The organism is Bradyrhizobium iriomotense, from assembly GCF_018130765.1.
GTDB lineage: Bacteria > Pseudomonadota > Alphaproteobacteria > Rhizobiales > Xanthobacteraceae > Bradyrhizobium > Bradyrhizobium iriomotense_A.
This window is the reverse complement of the sequence record NZ_JAFCJZ010000023.1, coordinates 83,156-104,374: the sequence shown is the minus strand read 5'-3', so window position 1 is coordinate 104,374 and position 21,219 is coordinate 83,156. Positions and strand designations below refer to the sequence as shown.

At 61.5% G+C, this 21,219-nt stretch carries 20 protein-coding genes and 1 pseudogene; 10 read left to right on the top strand and 11 right to left on the bottom strand.

Translation table 11 applies throughout. The features are described from left to right. Positions 1-52: 52 nt before the first annotated feature. Positions 53-505: a hypothetical protein gene (locus JQ635_RS31285; protein WP_211413636.1), complete on the bottom strand. Its 453-nt coding sequence runs from the start codon at positions 503-505 to the stop codon at positions 53-55. Between JQ635_RS31285 and JQ635_RS39265 the strand changes: the two genes are divergently transcribed. Further along, a complete protein-coding gene (locus JQ635_RS39265; RefSeq protein ID WP_283826910.1) occupies positions 504-626 on the top strand; it encodes a hypothetical protein in 123 nt (40 codons plus the stop codon). The genes JQ635_RS31285 and JQ635_RS39265 overlap by 2 nt on opposite strands. A gap of 1,542 nt (positions 627-2,168) precedes the next feature. Continuing rightward, on the top strand, positions 2,169-4,085 hold the full coding sequence (locus JQ635_RS31280; RefSeq protein ID WP_211413635.1) for an adenylate/guanylate cyclase domain-containing protein: 1,917 nt from the start codon (positions 2,169-2,171) through the stop codon (positions 4,083-4,085). A gap of 219 nt (positions 4,086-4,304) precedes the next feature. Here the strand turns inward: JQ635_RS31280 and JQ635_RS31275 are convergent, their stop codons facing one another. Next, a complete protein-coding gene (locus tag JQ635_RS31275; RefSeq protein ID WP_211413634.1) occupies positions 4,305-4,475 on the bottom strand; it encodes a hypothetical protein in 171 nt (56 codons plus the stop codon). Positions 4,476-4,824: 349 nt separating this feature from the next. On the opposite strand from JQ635_RS31275, the gene JQ635_RS31270 reads away from it, so the two are divergent. Next, positions 4,825-5,058, top strand: coding sequence for a DUF3551 domain-containing protein (locus JQ635_RS31270; RefSeq protein ID WP_211413633.1), 234 nt, complete (start codon positions 4,825-4,827; stop codon positions 5,056-5,058). A 155-nt stretch (positions 5,059-5,213) separates the two neighbouring features. Here the strand turns inward: JQ635_RS31270 and JQ635_RS31265 are convergent, their stop codons facing one another. From JQ635_RS31265 to JQ635_RS31250, 4 genes are all read right to left on the bottom strand, one after another. Then, positions 5,214-5,621 carry a hypothetical protein gene (locus JQ635_RS31265; protein WP_211413632.1) on the bottom strand — a complete coding sequence of 136 codons (408 nt, stop codon included), beginning with the start codon at positions 5,619-5,621 and terminating at the stop codon, positions 5,214-5,216. A 433-nt stretch (positions 5,622-6,054) separates the two neighbouring features. Continuing rightward, positions 6,055-6,834, bottom strand: coding sequence for a sulfite exporter TauE/SafE family protein (locus JQ635_RS31260; protein ID WP_211413631.1), 780 nt, complete (start codon positions 6,832-6,834; stop codon positions 6,055-6,057). A 23-nt stretch (positions 6,835-6,857) separates the two neighbouring features. Beyond that, complete coding sequence (locus JQ635_RS31255; RefSeq protein ID WP_211413630.1) at positions 6,858-7,406, bottom strand: rhodanese family protein; 549 nt, start codon at positions 7,404-7,406, stop codon at positions 6,858-6,860. Between the two features lie 19 nt (positions 7,407-7,425). Continuing rightward, positions 7,426-7,758 carry an ArsR/SmtB family transcription factor gene (locus tag JQ635_RS31250; RefSeq protein WP_211413629.1) on the bottom strand — a complete coding sequence of 111 codons (333 nt, stop codon included), beginning with the start codon at positions 7,756-7,758 and terminating at the stop codon, positions 7,426-7,428. A gap of 94 nt (positions 7,759-7,852) precedes the next feature. Between JQ635_RS31250 and JQ635_RS31245 the strand changes: the two genes are divergently transcribed. Continuing rightward, positions 7,853-8,737: an MBL fold metallo-hydrolase gene (locus tag JQ635_RS31245; RefSeq protein ID WP_211413628.1), complete on the top strand. Its 885-nt coding sequence runs from the start codon at positions 7,853-7,855 to the stop codon at positions 8,735-8,737. A gap of 48 nt (positions 8,738-8,785) precedes the next feature. Here JQ635_RS31245 and JQ635_RS31240 read toward each other — a convergent pair whose 3' ends face one another. After that, the gene (locus JQ635_RS31240) at positions 8,786-9,829 is read right to left on the bottom strand and encodes a medium chain dehydrogenase/reductase family protein (RefSeq protein ID WP_211413627.1); all 1,044 of its coding nucleotides are present in this window, start codon (positions 9,827-9,829) and stop codon (positions 8,786-8,788) included. A 176-nt stretch (positions 9,830-10,005) separates the two neighbouring features. On the opposite strand from JQ635_RS31240, the gene JQ635_RS31235 reads away from it, so the two are divergent. Continuing rightward, positions 10,006-10,317, top strand: coding sequence for a hypothetical protein (locus JQ635_RS31235; protein ID WP_232954685.1), 312 nt, complete (start codon positions 10,006-10,008; stop codon positions 10,315-10,317). A 238-nt stretch (positions 10,318-10,555) separates the two neighbouring features. Here the strand turns inward: JQ635_RS31235 and JQ635_RS31230 are convergent, their stop codons facing one another. Beyond that, positions 10,556-11,560: a methyltransferase gene (locus tag JQ635_RS31230; RefSeq protein WP_211413625.1), complete on the bottom strand. Its 1,005-nt coding sequence runs from the start codon at positions 11,558-11,560 to the stop codon at positions 10,556-10,558. Positions 11,561-11,574: 14 nt separating this feature from the next. Continuing rightward, complete coding sequence (locus JQ635_RS31225; RefSeq protein ID WP_211413624.1) at positions 11,575-12,552, bottom strand: Bug family tripartite tricarboxylate transporter substrate binding protein; 978 nt, start codon at positions 12,550-12,552, stop codon at positions 11,575-11,577. 149 nt (positions 12,553-12,701) lie between these two features. Here JQ635_RS31225 and JQ635_RS31220 point away from each other — a divergent pair, with 149 nt between their 5' ends. After that, complete coding sequence (locus JQ635_RS31220; RefSeq protein ID WP_211413623.1) at positions 12,702-14,270, top strand: winged helix-turn-helix domain-containing protein; 1,569 nt, start codon at positions 12,702-12,704, stop codon at positions 14,268-14,270. 57 nt (positions 14,271-14,327) lie between these two features. On the opposite strand, the gene JQ635_RS31215 is transcribed toward JQ635_RS31220, so the two are convergent. Together JQ635_RS31215 and JQ635_RS31210 are read right to left on the bottom strand one after the other, a co-directional pair. Next, positions 14,328-16,049, bottom strand: coding sequence for a SulP family inorganic anion transporter (locus JQ635_RS31215; RefSeq protein ID WP_211413622.1), 1,722 nt, complete (start codon positions 16,047-16,049; stop codon positions 14,328-14,330). A gap of 163 nt (positions 16,050-16,212) precedes the next feature. Beyond that, on the bottom strand, positions 16,213-16,956 hold the full coding sequence (locus JQ635_RS31210; protein WP_211413621.1) for an SDR family NAD(P)-dependent oxidoreductase: 744 nt from the start codon (positions 16,954-16,956) through the stop codon (positions 16,213-16,215). 145 nt (positions 16,957-17,101) lie between these two features. On the opposite strand from JQ635_RS31210, the gene JQ635_RS31205 reads away from it, so the two are divergent. From JQ635_RS31205 to JQ635_RS39085, 4 genes and pseudogenes are all read left to right on the top strand, one after another. Further along, entirely contained in the window at positions 17,102-17,872 is a 771-nt protein-coding gene (locus tag JQ635_RS31205; protein ID WP_211413673.1) for a methyltransferase domain-containing protein, read from the top strand. 210 nt (positions 17,873-18,082) lie between these two features. Beyond that, entirely contained in the window at positions 18,083-19,084 is a 1,002-nt protein-coding gene (locus tag JQ635_RS31200; RefSeq protein ID WP_211413620.1) for a DctP family TRAP transporter solute-binding subunit, read from the top strand. Between the two features lie 237 nt (positions 19,085-19,321). Further along, a pseudogene (locus JQ635_RS39260) lies at positions 19,322-19,687 on the top strand (TRAP transporter small permease); the annotation flags it as partial. Positions 19,688-19,930: 243 nt separating this feature from the next. Continuing rightward, the gene (locus JQ635_RS39085; protein ID WP_246583892.1) at positions 19,931-21,214 is read left to right on the top strand and encodes a TRAP transporter large permease; all 1,284 of its coding nucleotides are present in this window, start codon (positions 19,931-19,933) and stop codon (positions 21,212-21,214) included. Positions 21,215-21,219 lie beyond the last annotated feature (5 nt).

The following is a 21,219-nucleotide window of genomic DNA, read 5'->3' as shown; positions in this document are numbered from 1 at the left end:
CTCATCGGCGAACGGCGACGAACCATCCTCCGAAGAGGCGAAGGCGTTCCCGCTAGTAGGCCCAGTAGCTGCCGGAGGGCGCGCAATAATCGTCGCCGTAGCCGTAGCCGTAATCGCCGCCATAGCCGTAATAGGACGCGGCCGGATAGCCGTAGGCGGGATAACCGCCATAATAGCCGCCATAGCTCCCATAATAGGCGCTTCGCGCGATCGCGCCGCCGACAACCGCGCCAGCGACGCCGTAACCGAGGCCGCGATAACCGTAGCCGCGATAGCCCCAGCCTCCGCGATAGCCGTAACCGCCGCGATAACCCCAGCCGACGCCGCGATAGCCGTAGCCGCCACGCCAGCCGCCGACCCAGCGCACTTCGGTCGTGGCCTGATCGACCATCGATTTCATGGTCGAAAGATGCGTCGGGATCGGCCCGGCCTGGGCGCCGGTGCCGAGCAGCACGGCGCTCGCAGCTGCGAGAACGAGGCTACGCAGGGAATTCGAGGAGGTCATGATCGATCATCTCCTTGGCTGGGGCGGCGCGTTCTGCGCGGCCATCGAGCCCATTCCGCTGTGGCACTGCCGTGGCGGCCTTGATCTGGATCAAGCATCCGGGGCGTGGCAGCGGAGTTAGACGTAACGTAAAGGCTTCGATGTCGCTTCGCAATTCATTGCGCCGAGCCGGATGTGTCCGAAGTGCGCGGCAGACCGGAAGTCAATCGCCGAAGCTCAAACCGACGCTGTCGACCCGGAAGGGACATTGGTCGGCGGCTAGGTTGACAGGCTACAGGACGACTTTTCCATCCCAGTTATGACGGAACGCAATGCGAGACTGCCTTCGGCGGCAATTACGAGGTCCGTGTACACCGGGGACACTCGCCATCGGCCGCATGCACAAGTTGGCGTGCAATCTCGTCCATCAGATCGTCATGGTCCCAGCACGTGCCATCGCTTTTAATGATGTTTCGGGCGCGATAATATGCATGGGTCTCGGCGCCATCGTCGCCGACGCGGATGATCACATCCGGATGAAATGGACAAACAGTGGTAGCTCGCGTCGTCAACAAAGCGTAGCGCACAGTTGACTGAAGGTTATCTGCATCGACCGACATCGGAGCTTCCCGGCCCGAGCCGCACGCGAGCGATCGAAGGCGCACTGAGTAGCGAGCCCCAGCGCGGGAATTCGCGGGCGCCTAGGCTGTAACAACCCAGTGCGGCTGTCCGCTTTCGTGTGCATACGATCTACGATTCGGTGCGGTCGCATTGAGCCAAGTCAAATCGTGTGAGTTCGCATCGAAAATTTCGCGCGCCAAATAGCGTCCTGAACCCCGTCAAGACAGTTTACTTTTTAACGAAGATCAATAGGCGTCTCAGGAATTCGCAGGCGGGCGTCGCGCCACGAGAACCGTGTTGACGCATTGAAGAACCGTTTCGCGCTTTTAATTGCGGAGATGTAGCTGGTTACGGACAACGCCCCTGTCGGAATGGGACTTTGACTCACGCTTCTCCAAAATTGCCACTTCGAGATCGAGGTCGTCTCCGGGGCGCACCGGAGCGGGGGGCCTGAGTTCATCCCAGCCAAGCCCGGCAATGATACGAAGCGAATACGGCTGTGTTCTGCTCAACAAGGAAACAAGCACGTAGGATGGGTAGAGCACTTGCGAAACCCATCAGGCTCTATGGCGGACATGGTCGATGGGTTTCGCTGCGCTCTACCCATCCTACGCGCTGCGACATGGTCAGCTCGGTTTTTGCTGTGATGCACCCCACTTCCTCAAAGACCTGAGGATTGGACCTGCTGCTGCCGTAGGAGCTGTCCGGTTCGTCAGGATCGCTGACACTAATTCTCCGCTGTGCCGCCAGTATTTGAATGGTTTGTACGATCGCAGGACCCTCTGTCCAGAGACTTCGCAACGATGGTGGCTGCGCCGCAGCGCGACGGCGGGCGATATGGGAAGGCGCTTGAAAAGAGGTTGTGAAGGTCGGAGGATGGAGATCGATTTGAGCCGACCGCTCCGCGTCCGCAGTCCCAATTCGAAGCGGTGGCGGCGTAGGCGGCATGTACGGAAGCCCGGAACAGCCGGCGCAAAGCCGCGTTCAAGGGCGGCACGTGCGCCTCCTCTCGTCAAGCGGAGAGTTCTGCGGACCCGTGTGCTCTTCCAGAAGGGAGGCTCGCATGTCCAGCGTGGATAAATCTACAACTCTAAAACACGCCAAGCGGAGACTCGCCGCGATCCTGGCCGCCGACGTAGTCGCCTACTCTCGCCTCATGGGCGCAGACGAAGAGGGCACCCTTGGAAGCCTCAAGGCGCATCGGCGGGAACTGATCAATCCAAAAATTACTGAGCATAAAGGCCGGATTGTCAAAACGACCGGTGACGGCATTTTGATCGAATTCCCCAGTGTTGTCGAGGCGTTGCGCTGCGCTACCGAGGTCCAGCTCGGCATGATTGAACGCAATGCGGATGTGCCGAGGGAGAAGCGGATCGAGTTTCGAGCGGGCGTCAATGTCGGCGATATCATTTTCGATCAAGGGGACATTTACGGCGATGGAGTGAACATCGCTGCTCGGTTGGAGGCTCTTGCTGAGCCGGGCACCGTCTACATCTCCGGCGCAGTTTTCGATCAAGTCAGGAACAAACTCCCTCTCCGATACGACTTTCTTGGCGAGCAGCGAGTTAAGAACATCTCAGAGGCCGTGCGGGTGTACCGCGTCCGCCCAAGCAGCACTTCGCGTGCGCCATTGCTGCTGAGGCGCCGCGGTTGGCTCGTTGCGGCGATGCTACTTGCGCTGATGGCAGTGACCGGCGTTACGTATTGGCTGCAGCGAACCTCCACCAGTGAAACCACCGCTGTGCTACCGATGCCTTCTGTTGGAGGCTTGCTTTCCGAGCAGCCATCGATCGCTGTGCTGCCTTTTTCAAACATGAGCAGCGATCCAGCGCTTGAGTATTTCGTCGATGGTATCACTGAAGACTTGACTACGTGGCTCTCGCAAAACCCGGAGCTCCGTGTGATTTCGCGCACCTCTGCCTTCGCGTATAAAGGAAAGTCTCCTGACATTCGGCAGGTCGGCCGGGAGCTGAGCGCGCGCTACATTCTCGAGGGTAGCGTTCGGAAGGATAGCGATCGGGTGCGGATCACGGCGCAGCTAATCGAGGCAGCCTCAGGGCACCACGTCTGGGCGGAGCGTTACGATGAGGAGGGCAATGACGTGGCCGCCTTACAGGATGCGGTTACCCATAAGATTGTCAGTTCAGTGGGCGGTATGCACGGCCAAATCCGTGCGGCGGATTACCGGAACGCTTGGAGCAAGGATCCCACGAAGCTCCAGGAGTATGATTATTTCCTGCGGATCCATGGGCTAATCATGCGGGGCCCAAAGGAGGACCTGGAGCAAGCGCGGCAGGTCGCCATTGAGGGGCTGAAGCGCTTCCCTGATTCGGCCATCATCAAGATCAAGCTCGCTTGGACATATCTTAACGTCGTCCGCAGAGGCTTTAGCGACGACCCACGACGCGATCTTGAACGCGCCTTCGCCCTCGGAAGTGAGGGAATGGCTGGGAAGGACATCCCACGGCTCGGGCAGATGCACGGTCATTGGCTGATGGCTCTGGCCTACATCTATTGCAAACAGGATTACAGCCGCGCGCTTGACGAGCGGGAGACCACGCTTGCGATGGCGCCGATCGATGCCATTGTCCACGCCGATCTATCACAGACGTTGACCTTTGCGGGACGGTCGATGGAGGCGTTGGCCTCAATCCGCAAAGCGATCGAGCTCGATCCCAACTATCCCACCTGGTTCCACACCTCTTTGGCAGAAGCATACTACGCGGCAGGCAAAAGCCGCGAAGCTGTCGATGAGCTGTCGAAAATCAATCAGCCAGCGTTTAAGGATCTAGTATACAGCGCAGCGAGTCATGCCTCGCTCGGTCAACTTGAAGAAGCCAGACTGGCAGTGGCAGGATTGCAAAACTGGAATTCGAATATCAGCTTGGCCAAGATTCGCTACCTGTTCCCCTACCGGTCCGATGCTGATCGGCAGCGCGTACTCGATGATTTAGGAAAAGCGTCTCTGCCCCAAGGATGAACAAACGTCTGCTGCTGCCTAGGCGGCGGCTTCTGCGTGGAAAGAGCACCGAGATTCGCGTCAAGAACGTCCGAGCTGACGACATGCGCAGGCAAACGAGTGGTTTGGGTCAGAAGCGTCCGTTCAGGTGAGATCGCCTGCTGGCCCTTAGCTGGTTTTGCAGAACTGGCAGCCAACTGTCGGCTTGTGATCCCGGAGCAGACGTTCCCTCTCTGCCGTTTAACTGGCTTCTTCCGATCTGATCGAGGCACTGCTCTTGCGCAATACCTCAAGTGCGATGCGGGCGTGGTGGACAGCTTCTTGGTTGCCGGCCTTTTCGAGTGCTTCGAGAGCCCAGATTAAATACTGCATCGCGGTTTCAGCGTCAGCATTCTGGTTGGTGGTGGCCATGCAACCAGTTCGTAGCCCATTCCATTCTGTTCGTCCCCGGCATCCGCGCATGGACAGCATGCAATCGCAATCGACCAAGGAGTGCAAAAGTGAACGGTCCTTGGATTGTGGGAGCAAGCAGCCGGCTTGTGGCCCGAGGCTGCCTCTCGGCGCTCGTCCAGGCGTCGGGTGTCGCGTGTAGACGGGAAGCGGCTTGCAGGGATCTCGGGAAATTCACCGCGAACTCTAAGGGTATGAACGGATGATCATTCGGAACGCTGAAGTTATAGTCGACCTTGGTCTTGGTGCCTTCCAACCCAAGTGGAGCACGGGCGAGCACTCGCCCAACGAGTAATACAGGAGGACTCCGATGCGCCGTATTCTGTTTGCTGCGGTTTCCGCCATTTTGATCTTGGTCACGGTCGGGTCGCTCTCGCCCGCCGTCGCAGATCGCTACTGTCTACAAGGCCGTCGCTGGGGCCATCCCGGCAACTGCCAGTTCTCGACTCTCCAGCAGTGCAGGGCAGCTGCCTCCGGCACCCAGGCATCCTGCGGGATCAATCCGCGCTATGCATTCGGACGCTCGCGGCAGGGCAGACAGTAATTGAGCGCCGCGGGGGCCTTGGTGGACTTGCGTCAGCCCGTAGGAGGGGTAGAGCCCTTGCGAAACCCATCAGGTCTTACAGCGGACATTGTCGATGGGTTTCGCTGCGCTCTGCCCACCCTGCATGCTGCAAATCGGTCTCGAAGAAACGAGCCTTAAGCTTTCAGGTCCGTGATCCTCATGATTGCGACCACGTTTCCGTCATTGTACGCCTGCTCTTTCGTGTCCTTGTTGCAGGTCCAGACAAAGTTCTTCTTGCCCGTAAAGACCTTTCCCTCCTGATCGAGCCGAAGCTCCCCTTCGGTGATGTGGCAAACCATGGCATTCATCATCGGGGGACCCATGGTCTTCGACCCCGGCTGCATGATGACGTCGCGCATCGAGACAGTCTTGAAACCGGGGATGAGGGATGGTGTCTCGCCCTCGTATTCGCGCACCACCACTCCTGGCCACGGCGTCGTATCCTTGTAGCCCGCGGTTTGAGCGGAGGCGGGCTTCATCACGGCTGCGGCAGCCGCTGCCAACCCGATTTCCAATGCAGACCTTCGATTGATCTTGCTCATCGCTTTCTCCTGAAGTTACTGCAACGCGCTGCCGCAAAAGCGGCTCGCGCATTCGTGGACTGTGAATGGTCATGCGAGACCGAAAAAGGGGCGGTCTCCTAAGGATGCATACCTGCCGACAGCATTAGTTCTGCTCGTTCGTCCCGAACGGCGACTTCGGCACATCCCGCTTCAACGGCAACTCCATTCTACGCCACCTGAGGTGCTTGAGAAACAGGTGGTTTCGTCTGAAGACCCGATTGGCATACCGTCAAGAGCCCCAAAGCAGACATCGGTCTCGCGGACCGATCGCATTAAGCAGGGAGCCCCGGCCCGCAGGATGGGTAGAGCACTTGCGAAACCCATCACGATTTGCGTTCGAATGCCGTCGATGGTTTCGCTGGTCTACCCGTCCTACGGCCCTGAAGAACAGACAGTAGAGCGATGAGTCTCGTCACATCAGGCCCAGATTGCGGACCAGCATGTAGACCGCCACCGCGAAAATGAGCGCAGCAAACACGGTGTTCAAGGCGCCCTTGCGGCGAGCAAGCGAGGTCGCGGAGCTGGCGCCGAGAAGCCCGCCGAGGACGCCGCCGACGACGAACAACGTGGCGAGAGACCAATCCACAAAGCCGGACAGGGCGTAATTCGCCGCAGTGGTCAGCCCGAAGGCGGTGACCGCCAGGAGCGATGAACCCACCGCGTACAAGATCGGCATCCCGGTGGCGGCGATCAGAGCGGGCACAATCAGGAAGCCGCCACCGATGCCGAAGAAGCCGGACAAGGCTCCCGTGACGAGCCCCAAAGCCAGAAGCTTCGGAAGATTTTCCCGGTTGAGCCTGACCGATGGCTCGCCCTCGCCGGAGCGACCCTTCAGCATCAGAATGCCGACCACCAACATGACGATGGCGAACAAGGCGAGCAGCTTCTGACCATCGACGATCTTGCCGAGAGTAGAACCGAGAAAGGCACCAGCCACGCCTGCGAGCGCGAACACCGAGGCGCAGCGCCACTTTACGTTACCGGCGCGAATATGGTTCGCCAGGTTAACGACAGCGTTCGCCGCGACGGCGATGGCGCTAGTCCCGATCGCGACATGCGGATCCGGCACCCCGACCAGATAGATCAGCAGCGGGACGGCCAGAATGGAGCCGCCGCCTCCGACCAGTCCCAGCGAAAAGCCGACCAACGAGCCGGAGGCGATACCGAGCGCGCCTTGGGTCAGCGACAGCATGGGAAAACTCCTCGATTCAAGTGCTACGCGGCTTGCGCCGGCGCACCGTAGTGGCCGCGGTTCCAGGGCGCCCGCATCAGGATGCGGGCCATGCCGCAGAAGCCCGTGACTCCGGCGGTCATCAGTCCGGCGCCGACAAAAGCGGGCACGGCGAAGAACCAGGGTGAGACGAGAAGGCCGAGCAGCGTTCCGAAGAACGCGAGACTTCCGGCACCGATCTGCACCTGACGTTGAAGCTCGAGCGGCTGACGCCGGTCGGTCGCGACCGGCAGACCTGCCTTTCGCCAGGCGTCGATCCCACCCCCGACGATGAAGGCATCGCAGGTTCCATCAAGCTTCGCCGCGAGCCGCGATCCGTTGGCCTGAGTGCGAGCGCCGCTCTTGCAATAAAAGATGACCGGCGTGCCCGGATGCGTGGCGAGATCGGCTTCGTCGAGCCTCGACAATGGCAGGTTTCTCGCACCGATAATCTTCTCGCGCGCGTGCTCGTCGGCCTCGCGGATGTCGATGAGGACAGCACCATTGTCGAGAAGACGGCGGGCGTCAGTCGGATTGATAAGAGGTAGCGACATTCTCAATTCCTTCTCCGGATTATCTGCGCTTGGTTTTGGCAGGTGCGCAAAACAGCTTGTGCAGCGCGGCGAAGAGCTGCTCGATGCGCGGATCGGCGATACGGTACCAAAGCGTCTGGCTTTCCCTGCGAAAAGTGACGAGACCCTCCTCGCGCATTTTGGCGAGATGTTGCGACAGGGCCGATTGCGATAGCCCCGCGACTTCGGCGAGGGAGCTCACGTTGTCCTCGCCGCATTCAACGAGCCTGCACAGGATCATCAACCGGCGCTCATTGGCGAGCGCCCGCAGGATGGAGGCAACCTCGACGGCCTGCTTCTCGAAAGTTTCCGGATCGAACGACAACGAGGCCATCGGCCCTGCTCCATTACTTTAGGTATTGCTTATTTAGTAATAGCTAATATATCCGTCAAGACCAAACCAACCGACGACATCAGGAGGCCCCGAAATGTCACAACCGATCATTCGAGCGTTCTTCGACGAACCAACCAATACGGTGAGCTACCTGGTTGCCGATCCGGCGACGAAAAAGGCCGCGATCATCGACCCGGTATTCGACTACGACCACAATTCGGGCGAAGTGGACACGCGTTCCGTCGAGGCGATGCTCGCAGCCGCCGAGGAGGCAGGCAACACTGTCGAATGGGTGCTGGAGACCCATGCGCATGCCGACCATCTCTCCGGCGCACCCTTCATCAAGGCGAAGACCGGCGCAAAGATCGGCATCGGCGAGCACATCAAGGACGTGCAGCGCATCTTCCGCCCGATCTTCAACGCGACCGATCTGAAGACCGACGGCAGCGACTTCGATCACCTGTTCCGGGACGGCGAGCGCTTCAATCTCGGGGAACTCAATGTCGAAGTTCTCTACACCCCGGGGCATACGCCGGCGGACGTCTCCTATAGGATCGAAGATGCCGTATTCGTTGGGGACACTCTGTTCATGCCGGACTACGGCACGGCGCGCGCCGACTTCCCCGGCGGCGACGCTCATAAACTCTATCGCTCGATCAGGCGGCTGCTGGCTCTGCCGCAGCAGACGCGGCTGTTCATGTGTCACGACTACAAGGCACCAGGCCGTGACAGTTTCGCTTGGGAGACCACGGTCCGCGAGCAGCGCGAGAACAACGTCCACGTCAAGGACGGCGTTTCGGAAGACGAATTTGTGACCTTGCGCCAGGCACGCGACACCAAGCTGTCGGCGCCGAGGCTGCTGCTGCCCTCCATCCAGGTCAACATCCGCGCCGGCAAATTCCCGCCCGCCGAAGCCAACGGGGTACGCTACCTGACGATCCCGGTGAAGCTGAAGGGAGGTGCGCAGGCCTGCGTGTAAGCGCGACACCCGATCGCGCGTTACGGTGCGGCACCGGTCCGGGCCGCGTCAGGCGGCGCGCTGGCTGTGTCGCGAGGAGAGATCAGGGCACAGCACGAGCTTGCCCTCGAGGCCGCCAGCTTCGAGGCGGCGGTGAGCATCGGCGACCTCCTCGAAGGAGATCCGCCCGGCGATGCGCGGCCGGATGGCGCCGGTTGCCAGAAGCCCGAACAGATGCTCCAGGTCTTCCTTGAACCAGGCGGGATGACGCGCCCGCATGGCATTGACCGAGTAAAACCGGGCTCGCTTGCCGCCGGGCAACAATCTCCACAAATACAGGCGCGCGATCTCCATCACGATGGGGAGCATTCGACGCTGCGCCTGCACGCTCGCGGAGAAGCCGATGGCACAGAGCAGGCCACCTGGCTTGAGCGCCGCGTATGAGCGGCGATAGCCGTCTTCGCCGACGCCGTCGACGATGACGTCGAATCCGCCCGGCAGAACCTGCGTGAAGTCCTCGTGCTGGTAGTCGATCGGCGTTGCCCCCAGCTCTCGGACGAGCGCCATGTGCTCGCCGCGTACAGTGCCCCACAGCTCGAGGCCGGCCAGTCTTCCGAGCACAAGCAGCGCCTGGCCGACCGCGCCGGCGGCTCCGTGCACGAGCACACGCTGACCTCGCTGGACCTTGGCCGCGCGGTGCAGAAGCTGGTACGCGGTCGTCCAGCTCAAGATCAGCGCGGCCGCTTCAGCGGCGTCCACGCCCACCGGCACGCGGGCGAGATCCTTCGCCCGAAGCGTACGATATTCGGCGTTCGACCCGACCACCGTCATGTCGGCCACGCGCTCGTCAATCTGAAAGTCGTGCACGCCTTCGCCGAGCTGATCGATTGCCCCCACCACGTCGTAGCCCATCACGAACGGCGGCCGGAGGCGCATCGTTTGCGGGTAGAGATGGCGCCTGATCAGCACCTCGGTGTAGTTGAGGCTCGACGCGAGGACGCGAACGCGCACCTGGCCCCGGCCAGCGGTCGGCAGGCGGGCGTCGACAATCTCCAGTGCCTCGGGATCGCCGAAGCGGCTGACCTGAACAACCCGGTTGCGCTGCTCCATCATGGGCGAACTCCATGCAATGCCGCAACTCAGCGCAAGGGCGACAGACTGCCGTCCGGCTCGGAAAATTGAATTGATCCAGATCAAGCTTGAGCGTGCACTGCTTGGAATTCTCTTCGGGCCAAATGACCAGCCGGGTCATCTGGCGCCATCATTCTTATTTTTTATTGGAGAGGAAAATGCCTGCAGTCATTATGCAGTTCGTTTCGCATCCAAGACCCGGTAGCGATCTTGCGACCGTCCTACAGCTGGCAAAAGACGGTGCGACACTCTGGAAGAAACACGGGGCCGATGTCAGCTATTGGTCGGTGATCGGCGGCGAGGTCGGGAACTATGCCTTCGTCGCTCGTTTCGATAGCGTGGAAGCCTATGGTCGTACCTTGGCGTCGCTAGGCGCCGATCCGGCTTTCGTTGAATTTCAAGCCAAGCGGCTGAAGGCTGGGCAATCGGATTGGGTGCGCTCCAACGTCGCCATCCAGGTTGATCTTTGACGGAGCGCCTTCTCTCCCGCGTGCGAGACCGCCTTCGGGCGGTCTCGTGCTGCGCGGCCGATGGCGTCCGTTGGTCCGACGCCGAAGTGGTGGGCCCACCTCCGCCGGCATCGGCAACGCATCCGGGGTCGATGGACGAATGCGCAAAGTGTGCAATTGATGCGGCGAGGATGGCTTCCGGAGGCGATATCGCGTCCTATGTGCGGGATGCAGCGAAGTCCCTGCCGATCCGCGAGGTCTAGCGCGGTCGAGCTTCAATCACATTGTGGGTGCTCGCCGGAAAGATGCGCGTCAACTCGAAGCCAGACTTGCCAAGAAGATCTGAAAATTCCTCGCGCGTTCGCTCTCGTCCTCCCGGCGAGACAAGCATATTCAGGTCGCTGAACTTGGCGCCCGGCATTTCATTCGGAGGGCCGATGAGCCGTTCGATGAGAAGCAATCTTGCAGATTCGCCGGCCGCGCGCCGGCACACTTTCAGGATGGCGATGGCTTCATCGTCTTTCCAATCGTGAATGACCGCTCGCATCAGATAAGCATCGGCGCCTTCAGGGATCGCTTCGAAGAAACTTCCACCCACGATGTTGCACCGGTCGGCGACGCTGTGTTCCGCCAATACGGTCCTTGCCTGGCCCACGACCTCGGGCTGGTCGAATAGCGTGCCGCGAACGAGGGGGTGGGCGTGCAGGATCGCGGCCAACATCAAGCCGTGTCCGCCGCCCACGTCCACGACGTGGCGAAACGGAGAGAAATCGTAGGCGCGGATCACTGCTTCTGCGCTGGCGCTTGAAAATTGCGTCATCGCCCGATTGAACAAGGCGCCGTGTTCAGGGTGCTCGGCGCGGAAGCGCCAGACGTCCGTGCCATTCAGGTCTTGAAACGCGTTCTCGCCGGTTCGCACGCTGTGCAGCAGGTGGCCCCAAGCCTGCCAAAAATAGGGGCTTCCGACGACTTCCGCCCACGCCCCGAGCGGCGTCCCGGAATCCGTACGCAAACATTCCCCCATGGGAGTGAGTATGAACGTTCGGTCTTCCCCTTCCCGGAAAACGCCGACTGCAGCGAGCGCCCGCAACAGCCGGTAGAGCGAATCAGGATGGCTCCTCGTCAGTGCCGCGAGTTCGCGGGCGGAACGAGCGCCGTCATTCAGATGGTCGGCTACTCTCAAGGTTGCTGCGACACGAATTGCCTGCGTGATCTGAAAACCATTGATCAGGCCCAGAAGATCGAGCCGAGGGTCGGATGTCATCTGACGGCTCCCGGTCACTGTGTCGCCTTGAAATCGATTGTCTTCGCGAGATCAGCAAGGCGCCGATGGTACTGCTCCAGCAAAGCGGCGAACTCGGACGGGCTGCCGGAACGGGCGACCTGTCCGACGGCGGCCAGTCTATCGCGAATGTCGGGATCGCTTGCAACGTCGCGGACATCGGATGCAATCCGGTCGCGCAGCGCATCCGGCATTCCGCGTTTGCCGTAAAAGCCCACCACACCTTCCATTCGAAGTTGGGGATATCCAGCTTCGGCGACTGTCGGCACGTCAGGGACGAGCGGCATGCGAACGTCGCTCGCCACTGCAAGCAGCCGCGCCTTGCCCGACTGCACCTGCGGCATGAGCACACCCAGCGCGTGAACGAACAAATCTATGCGGCCCTCGCCAAGATCCTGGAGAGCAGGCGCAATCTCGCGATAGGGGACGACTGCGAGATCGAGCTTCGAGGTCTTGAAGAACCCTCCGACAACGAAGGGCGGCAGGCCAGGCGAGCCGCCCCAGTTCAGCTTGCCCGGTCGCGCGCGAGCGGTTTGAACCAGATCGTCGAGCGAGCGGATCGAGCTTTTTTCGCTGGCTGCTATCGCAAGGACAACGTCCGAGGTCGGACATATCGGGACCAACTCACGAACTGGATCATAGGGCAATTTCTCGCGCGTGATCGGGTGCACGGTAAATATGGCCGAGATTGCATAAAGCAGGGTGTGATCATCTTCGGCGCCGAGAAAGGCTGAAACTCCGATCACCCCATCGGCTCCCGGGCGATTGTCCACGATGACGGCCTGTCCCCAGCGTTGGGAAAGTCGCTCCGCAAGGAGCCGGGCGCTGAAATCTGATGCACTCCCGGCCGGCACGGGCAGAATCAACCGGACCGTCCGATGCGGCCAGTCGCCGGCGAGGACGGCAGAACTCCAGGACAAGACGACGCCGAGAAGGATGCCGATGACAACGGAGGAGCGACCGGAGACGCTCATGGGATCCTCCCGTAGCGACCTGTGTTCAACTTTCACGAAGACCATACCGGGCCATGTCCGGAGGCGCTTAACCTCTGGCTTACTATTTGCTTACTGATGGATTATCTTTCGGTGCCGGCACCGTCGCACGTAACCCAGGTCGTGGCAGCTTGCGCTATTTCTTCGATGAGTTCGTGTTTGACGCTGAACGGCGTGAACTGCGCCGCGGGGCGGACATGGTTGCCGTACCGCCGCGGGTATTCGATCTGCTCGGCTACCTGATCAGGAACAGGGAACGCGTCCTCAGCAAGGAAGAGATCATCAAGGCAGTCTGGAGCGGCCGTGTCGTATCCGACGCCGCGCTGACGACCCGGCTGAACGCGGCTCGAAACGCGATCGGCGATTCCGGCGAGGAACAGCGCTTCATCAAGACGTTGCCACGCAAGGGCTATCGCTTCGTCGGACGCGTCCGAGGAGATGCAGATCCCATCATCGTCGGTCGCCGGATCGAGCCGCCTCAGCCGGCTCTCTGGCTGCCGGACAAGCCTTCAATCGCCGTTCTCCCCTTCGTCAATATGAGCCCTGATCCCGAGCAGGAATATCTTGCTGACGGAATGGTCGATGACATCATCACCGCGCTATCGCGCTTCAAGGCGCTGGTCGTCATTGCCCGGAACTCCAGCTTCACTTTTGGAGGACGCGCGGTCGACGTGAAGCAGGTCGGGCACGATCTCGGGGTGCGTTATGTCCTGGAAGGAAGCGTGCGCAGAGCAGCAGACCGGATACGGATCACGGCACAGCTTCTCGACAGTGCAACCCGGGCGCATCTTTGGGCGGATCGCTTCGATGGCACGCTCGACGACATATTCGATCTTCAGGATCGAGTGACCGAGAGCGTTGTCGCCGCGATCGCGCCGGCGGTGGAAAAGGCGGAGATCGAGTATGCCAGGCGTAGACCGACGGAGCGACTGGATGCCTACACCGCCTATCTGCGCGGCACCGCCAAGCTGTACCAATTTGCCAGTCTGCCGGCGAACGAAGAGGCGTTAGGCCTTTTCTATCGGGCAATCGAGCTCGACCCGGAATTCGCATGTGCCTACGGGCGTGCCGCATCCTGCTTTGCCCGTCTCAAGGCCGATGGTCGGATCGCGGTCACACCAAGCGAGAGGGCCGAGGTCGTGCGGCTCGCTCGCCGAGCGATCGAACTGGGCAGAGACGACGCGGTTGCGCTTGCCGCGAGCGGGTGGGCGCTGGCGTTTGTCGTTCACGATCTCGACACAGCCGCCGACTTAACCGAGCGGGCTCTCACGCTGAACTCCAATCTGGCGGAAGCGTGGCGCTTCGGCGGATGGGTGAAATGTTGGCTCGGAGAGCCCGAAGCTGCGATCGAACGCTTCGTGCGCGCCATGCGCCTGGATCCTCTGGATCCACGGATCGGCGGAATGCGAAGCGCGATCGCGCACGCAAATTTCTTCGCCGGCCGTTATGAAGAAGCGGCGGGCTGGGCTGCGATGGCGTTGCAGGACAATCCGGACTTCCGGCCCGCGCTGCGCATCGCCATCGCAAGCAACGCGATGGCTGGACATATGGATCAGGCCCGGCATCTATTGGCGAGGGTGCGAGAGCTAGATCCAGCGCTGGTCCTTTCCAATTTGAAGGACACGTTAGGGCCGTATCGGAAGGCGGTGAATGTTTCCCGATATGAGGACGGATTGCGCCGAGCCGGGCTGCCCGAATGAACACCGGTATTGAGCTCGCTCACTCCGCTTGTAGAAACAAGCGACCCATCCTGCGGGCTAACCTTCGACCTGATCCTCCCAGTCCTCCCATTCGACGTTGTTGATCTCCAGGTAGCTCGAGACGGCTGAGCCGATGGTCGGAAAGAAGTGAGCCTCGCCGACCTGAGCGTACAAGCCAAAACGCTTCAGCTTGTCCTTCACCGGATCCTTGAGCTCGGCAAAGCAAAGCTCAATGCCCCTGGCGTGCAGCGCTTCGTCCAGTTCGGCAACGGTATCGCAGGCGGTGACGTCTACGCTCGTGACCGGTTCGGCGGCGACGACCAGCCAGCGCACAGGTGTTGGCGATGTCTCGACCGCGGCCAGAATTCGCTCCTTGAAGAACTCGGCATTGGCGAAGAACAGCGGCGCATCCCAGCGGAACAGCACCAGTCCGGGGATCAGGCGGGCATCGGGATATCTCGTGATGTCGTGATAGCCCTTGACGCCGTGTGCTCGCCCCAGAACGGCGGAGTGCGGACGCCAGCCGTCCCACAGAAACTCCGCAATGGCCACCGCGATGGCAAGGCCGATTCCCGGGATAGCGCCGAGCACGGCCACGCCCACGAAGCACAGCACCGTCAACCAGAACTCCCAACGCTGGATCCGGTAGATTCGTTTGAGATCGTTGATCTCGATCAGGCCGATCGCAGCTGCGATCACCACCGCCGCCAACGCGGCATTCGGCAGGTGCTGCAACAGATTCGGCGCAACCAGCAGAAGGAAAGCGATAGCGAGCGCGCCGACGACGCATGTGAGCTGGGTGCGCGCGCCGGCGGCCTCGGCAACGGGCGTGCGCGAGGAGCTGCTGCTGATCGGGAAGCCCTGAAAAAATCCGGTTGCCAGGTTGGCAGCGCCGAGACCCACCATCTCCTGGTTCGGATCGACCTTGTCGCCCAATCGAGCAGCATAGGTTCGCGACAACACGCTGGTATCGGCGAACGAGACCAGAGCGATGGCGCAGCCGCCGGCCACGACCGAAATCAGATCGCCATAGCCGATCCAGGGAATGGAGAAGGCCGGCAGACCTTGAGGAAGCGGCCCCAGAACCTTCACGCCATAACCGGTTCCGAGATCAAATAGTGCGACGACAAGGGTCGCTCCGACGACGGCAATCAGGATTCCCGGCAGCCGTTTGCTGTCCTTGAGCAGCAGGATGACCATCAACGTGCCAAGTCCGACTGCGAATGCGCCCCAATTTAGCTTGCCGTCGGCGATCCCACCGGCGATCGCCCACAGGTCTCTCAGCGGTCCTTTGCTTTCGATCGAGAAGCCGAGCAGCTTTGGCAGTTGGCTGATCAAAACGGTCAATGCGATCCCGTTCATATAGCCGTACCGTATCGGCTTGGAGAGAAGCTCGGTCACGAACCCCAACTGCGCGATGCCCGCCACAATGAGCACGCTTCCTGAAACGAGCGCCATCATCGCGGCGAGCATTGCGGCACGGACCGGATCACCGCCGGACAACGGGCCAATTACGCCGAGGATGACAGCCGCCAGCGCCGAGTCTGGTCCGAGCACGATGATGCGGCTCGGACCGAACATTGCGTAGGCCAGAAGAGGGACGATGGTCGCGTAGAGGCCGTGGATGCCCGGCAGGCCCGACGCCACGGCATAAGCAATTCCGACCGGGACCAGCATGGTCGCGAGCACGAGACCCGCGAATACATCATGTCGAAGCCAATCAGCTTCGTAGTGGCGAAGCGTATCGATCCCGGGCACCCAACGCGTCCAACCGCTCACCGCGCTCACTCCAAAGGCCGGTCGCCATGCGGACCGTGACGGCTAAGGTTCATCATGGACCGCCTTTGGAAATGACCGACCGTTGACGCACATCAACGTTGTCGATGCTTCCACTCTTCGGCGACGCAGCAACGTTTCGGACGCGGATCAAGAACCTGTGCGCCTAGAACTGATACCTCCGCAACCCGCCATCCACCGGGATCACCGTGCCCGTGATGTAGCGCGCCACCGGCGAGGCCAGAAACACCGCGAGTGCGGCGAGGTCTTCCGGCTCGCCCCAATAGCCGACCGGGATCTCTTCCTCGGCAAAGCGCTCGCGATAGTCCGGCGGGTAGTTGCGGCGGATCTGCTCGCTCATGATGCGGCCGGGCGGGATGCAGTTGATGGTGATGCCGTGCTCACCGATCTCGCGCGACAGGCCCTTGGCCCAGGCGTGGACGGCGGCCTTCGCGGCGAAGGCGGCGTTGAGGCCTTCCGGCTCGGACTTGCCGGTGATGTTGACGATGCGGCCCCATTTGCGTGCGATCATCTGCGGCAAGAGCGCGTGCGCGATGCGGCGGTAGCTGGTGAAGTTCAGCGCGATCGCCTCGTCCCATTTGCTGTCGGGCGCATCGACGGGCAGGGGACGGCTGCCGCCGGCATTGTTGACGAGGATGTCGACATGGCCGAGCTCCTTCAGGGCGAAGGCGGCGATCCTCTCGGCCGCGTCCTTGGCCATCACGTCCTGCTCGAACGGCGTGATCAACCCGCCGCCGACTTCCTTCACCAGCTCGTTGAGCAGGTCGGGGCGCCGCGCCACGCCGACGACGCGCACGCCTTCGGCAGCCAGGCCCTTGGCGATGGCGCGGCCGATGCCGATGCTCGCGCCGGTGACGACAGCGGTTTTCGATGTGAGCCCGAGATCCATGGTCGCACGCCCTCTTGTTTGATTCTTGCTTGTTGCTGGTCGTTTCCTGCCCGTCCCGCGGGCCTTGCGAATTGCCTGAGCGGGACGAGCAGTGGTAACCAGAAGCGACGGTGAAGGAAACACGAAAAAGAAGAAGGCTGAAGCGATGGTCTGGGATCCGCAGCAATATCTGAAATTCTCCGGCCACCGGCTCCGGCCCGCTGTCGACCTCTTGATGCGGATTCCCGATTTTGCCCCGCGCACGATCGCCGATCTCGGCGCCGGCGCCGGCAACGTCACCAAACTGATCAAGGTGCGCTGGCCGGAAGCGGCGGTGACCGGCGTCGAGGGCTCGGCGGAGATGGTCGCCGCCGGCCGCAAGGCCGCGCCGGACGTGGAATGGTCGCATGAGGACCTCGGTCATTGGCGGCCAGCGAAGCACTATGACGTGGTCTATTCCAATGCCGCACTGCACTGGCTGCCCAATCATGCGGCACTCTTCCCGTCGGTGATGGAGAAGGTCGTGCCCGGCGGCATGCTTGCAGTGCAGATGCCGCGCAATTTTCTCGCGCCCTCGCATGTGCTGATCGGCGAGACGGCGCTCGATGGTCCCTGGCGCTCAAAGGTCGAGCATCTCGTCACCCCGCCGCCGGTCGAAGGGCCGGCCTTCTATCACGATCTTCTCGCTCCGATGTCGGCCAATATCGACATCTGGGAGACCGAATATCTGCAAGTGCTGGAAGGCGAGAACCCCGTGAAGGAATGGACCAAGGGCACGTGGCTGACGCGCTATCTCGACGTCCTCGAGGGCGAGGAGAAGGCCGCCTTCGAGGCGGCTTACGGGATGCGTGTCGCGAAGGCATATCCGAAGAATGCGGCGGGGCAGACGCTGTTTCCGTTCCGGCGTCTGTTCATGGTGGCCCAGCGCAAAGGCTGACGGCATTGCCGCAATGCGACATAAGCGCTCGCTGCCGGGGACGGCAGCGGATGCCGGGTTGCGTCACGAGCAGTCGTCAAGATAGCTTGGCTGCGGCAAATTGGGCTTAGGTCTAGTTGTTCGGGTGGCGGTTTGCTGCCACTACTGACGTGCCAAACCGGACTGCATAACAAAAAAGATCCGGTTTTAGAGGTTGTTGGGAGGTTCTTCATGCGCAAGCTGCTCCTTGCGGTCGCCGCCGCGGCTGTTCTCATGGCGCCCGCGATTGCCAAGGCCCAGAGTCCCATCGTCATCAAGTTCAGCCACGTCGTCGCCAATGACACGCCGAAGGGCAAGGGCGCGCTGAAGTTCAAGGAGCTCGCCGAGAAGTACACCGACGGCAAGGTCAAGATCGAGGTCTATCCGAACTCCTCGCTCTACAAGGACAAGGAGGAGATCGAGGCGCTCCAGCTCGGCTCGGTGCAGATGCTCGCGCCATCGACCGCGAAGTTCGCGCCGCTCGGCATCAAGGAATTCGAGGCGCTCGATCTGCCCTGGCTGTTCAAGGACGATGCGACCTATTCCAATGCGATGAAGGGCACGGTCGGCAAGTGGCTGTTCCAGAAACTCGAAGCGAAAGGCATCACCGGGCTCGCTTACTGGGACAACGGCTTCCACATGGTGTCGTCGAACCGTGCGCTGACGAAGCCGGAGGATTTCAAGGGGCTGAAGTTCCGCATCTCCGGATCGAAGATCGCCGACCAGTATTTCCGTCTGATGGGCTCGATCCCGCAGATCATGGCGTTCTCCGAAGTCTACCAGGCACTGCAGACCGGCGTCGTCGACGGCTGCGAGAACACCGCGTCCAACTATCTGACGCAAAAGTTCTACGAGGTGCAGAAGGACATCACCGTGTCCTATCACGCGCACCTGCAATATGCCGTCATCGTCAACTCGAAGTTCTGGTCCGGCCTGCCGCCCGACATCCGCGCCCAGCTCGAGAAGGCGATGGTTGAGGCGACCGACTACACCAACCAGATCGCGCACCAGGAGAACGAGGACGCGCTGGCCGAGATCAAGAAGACCGGCAAGACCACGCTGCATTACCTGACCGATGCCGACCGCAAGGCGTGGCAGGAGGCGATGCAGCCGACCTACAAATGGGCAAAGGGCCGCGTTGGGCAGGAAGTGCTCGATCTCGTTGCCAAGGAACTCGACGTCAAGATGAACTGACGCGTTTTCCGGAGAGGAAAATACCAACGGTCGGGAGTGCAGGCACTTCCGGCCGTTTCGTATCGATAGGGGGACTTTGATTTGCTTCGCGTGCTCAATTCGGCGCTCAACCATCTTGAGGAATGGCTGATCGCGACGCTGATTGCGGCTGCAACCGGCCTGATCTTCATCGCTGTCGTGCACCGCTACGGCGCGGGCGAATCGATTGCGCTCTCCAGGTGGGCGGCCGCGCACGGGATGACCTGGCTGGCGTCGCTGTCGATGGCGGTGTTCACCTTCCTGTCCGAGCTCGACCTGTCCTGGGCGCAGGAGCTCTGCATCTACATGTTCATCTGGATGGCGAAGTTCGGCGCGGCCTATGGCGTGCGCACCGGCATCCATGTCGGCGTCGACCTGCTCGTCAACCGCCTGCCCGAGCATTCGCGCAAGCACGTCATCCTGTTCGCGCTGCTGTGCGGGGCGCTGTTCACCGGCATGATCGCCGCCTTCGGCACCTCCTTCGTGCGCGAGATGTTCCACACCGGGCAGCAGTCCAACGATCTGGAAGCGCCGATGTGGTTCGTGTATCTCGCGATCCCGCTCGGCTCCGGCCTGATGTGCTTCCGCTTCCTCCAGGTCTCCTGGTTCTACTACTGGACCGGCGATCTGCCGCATCATGACGAGACCCATGTCGAGGGCGTGCAGGCGGACGCCTCGCCGGCACTGCATCCGCAGCCGGCCGGCGCCGTCACGAAAGCCGCCGCAAGAAAGGTGTCGCCGCTCGGCGTCATCCTGATCACGGCGCCGGTGCTGATCTTCGCGATGTGCCTTGCCGAAAAGTTCGGCGTGGTGGTGCTGCCACACTGGATGCGCGCCGCGACCGTGTTCGCGCTGCTGATCGCGCTGATGCTGACCGGCATCCCGGTGTCGATCGCGCTCGGCCTCACCGTGATGACGTTCCTGTTCACGTTGACCACGGTGCCGATCGAGGCGGTCTCGATGAAGCTCTTCACGGGTATCGAGGGCTTTGAGATCATGGCGATCCCGTTCTTCATCCTGGCGGGAAATTTTCTCACCCATGGCGGCGTCGCGCGCCGCATGATCAATTTCGCGACCTCGCTGATCGGTCACTGGTATGGCGGCCTTGGGCTGGCCGGCATCGTCGCCTGCGCCATGTTCGCGCTGGTGTGCGGCTCGAGCGTCGCCACCGTCGCCGCGATCGGCGCCATCGTGCTGCCCGAGATGGTGCGGCACGGCTATCCGATGCGCTTCGGCGCCGGCATCATCACGGTGGCGGGCTCGCTCGGCATCCTGATGCTGCCCTCAATCCCGAAGATCGTCTACGCGGTCTCCACCAACACCTCGATCGGTGCGCTGTTCGTCGCGGGCCTGCTCCCCGGCATCATGCTGACGACGATGCTCTGCATCGTCACCTGGTGGATCGCCCGCCAGCGCGACTATCCGCGGATGCCAAAGGCGAGCTGGGGCGAGACGGTGCGCACCTTCCGCGAGAGCATCTGGGGATTGATGCTGGTCGTCATCATCATCGGCGGCATCTATAGCGGCCTGTTCACGGCCACCGAGGCGGCAGCGATGGCGGCGGTCTACTCCTTCATCATCGCGGTGTTCGTCTACAAGGCGATCAAGATGGCCGACGTGCCGCGGGTGCTGCTGCGGGCCGCCAACACCAGCGCGATGCTGCTCTACATCGTCACCAACGCGGTGCTGTTCTCCTTCGTGCTGTCCAACGAGAACCTGCCGGCGACGCTCGCCGACTGGATCGCGGCGCAGAATCTCGGCTGGGTCGGCTTCCTGCTGGTGGTCAACATCCTCTTGCTGCTCGCCGGCAATTTCATGGAGCCGAACTCGATCATCCTGATCATGGCGCCGATCCTGGCGCCGGCGGCCAAGAAGCTCGGCATCGACCTCGTGCATTTCGGCATCGTCATGGACGTCAACATGGAGGTCGGCCTCTGCCATCCGCCTGTCGGCCTCAACCTCTATGTCGCGTCGATGATCGCGCGAATGCGCATCACCGACCTGGCGGTCGCGGTGTTGCCGTGGCTGGTCACCATGCTCGGCTTCCTCATCATCGTGACCTACTGGCCCGATCTGACGCTGTGGCTGCCGCGGGTGCTGGGGATGCATTGAGCATG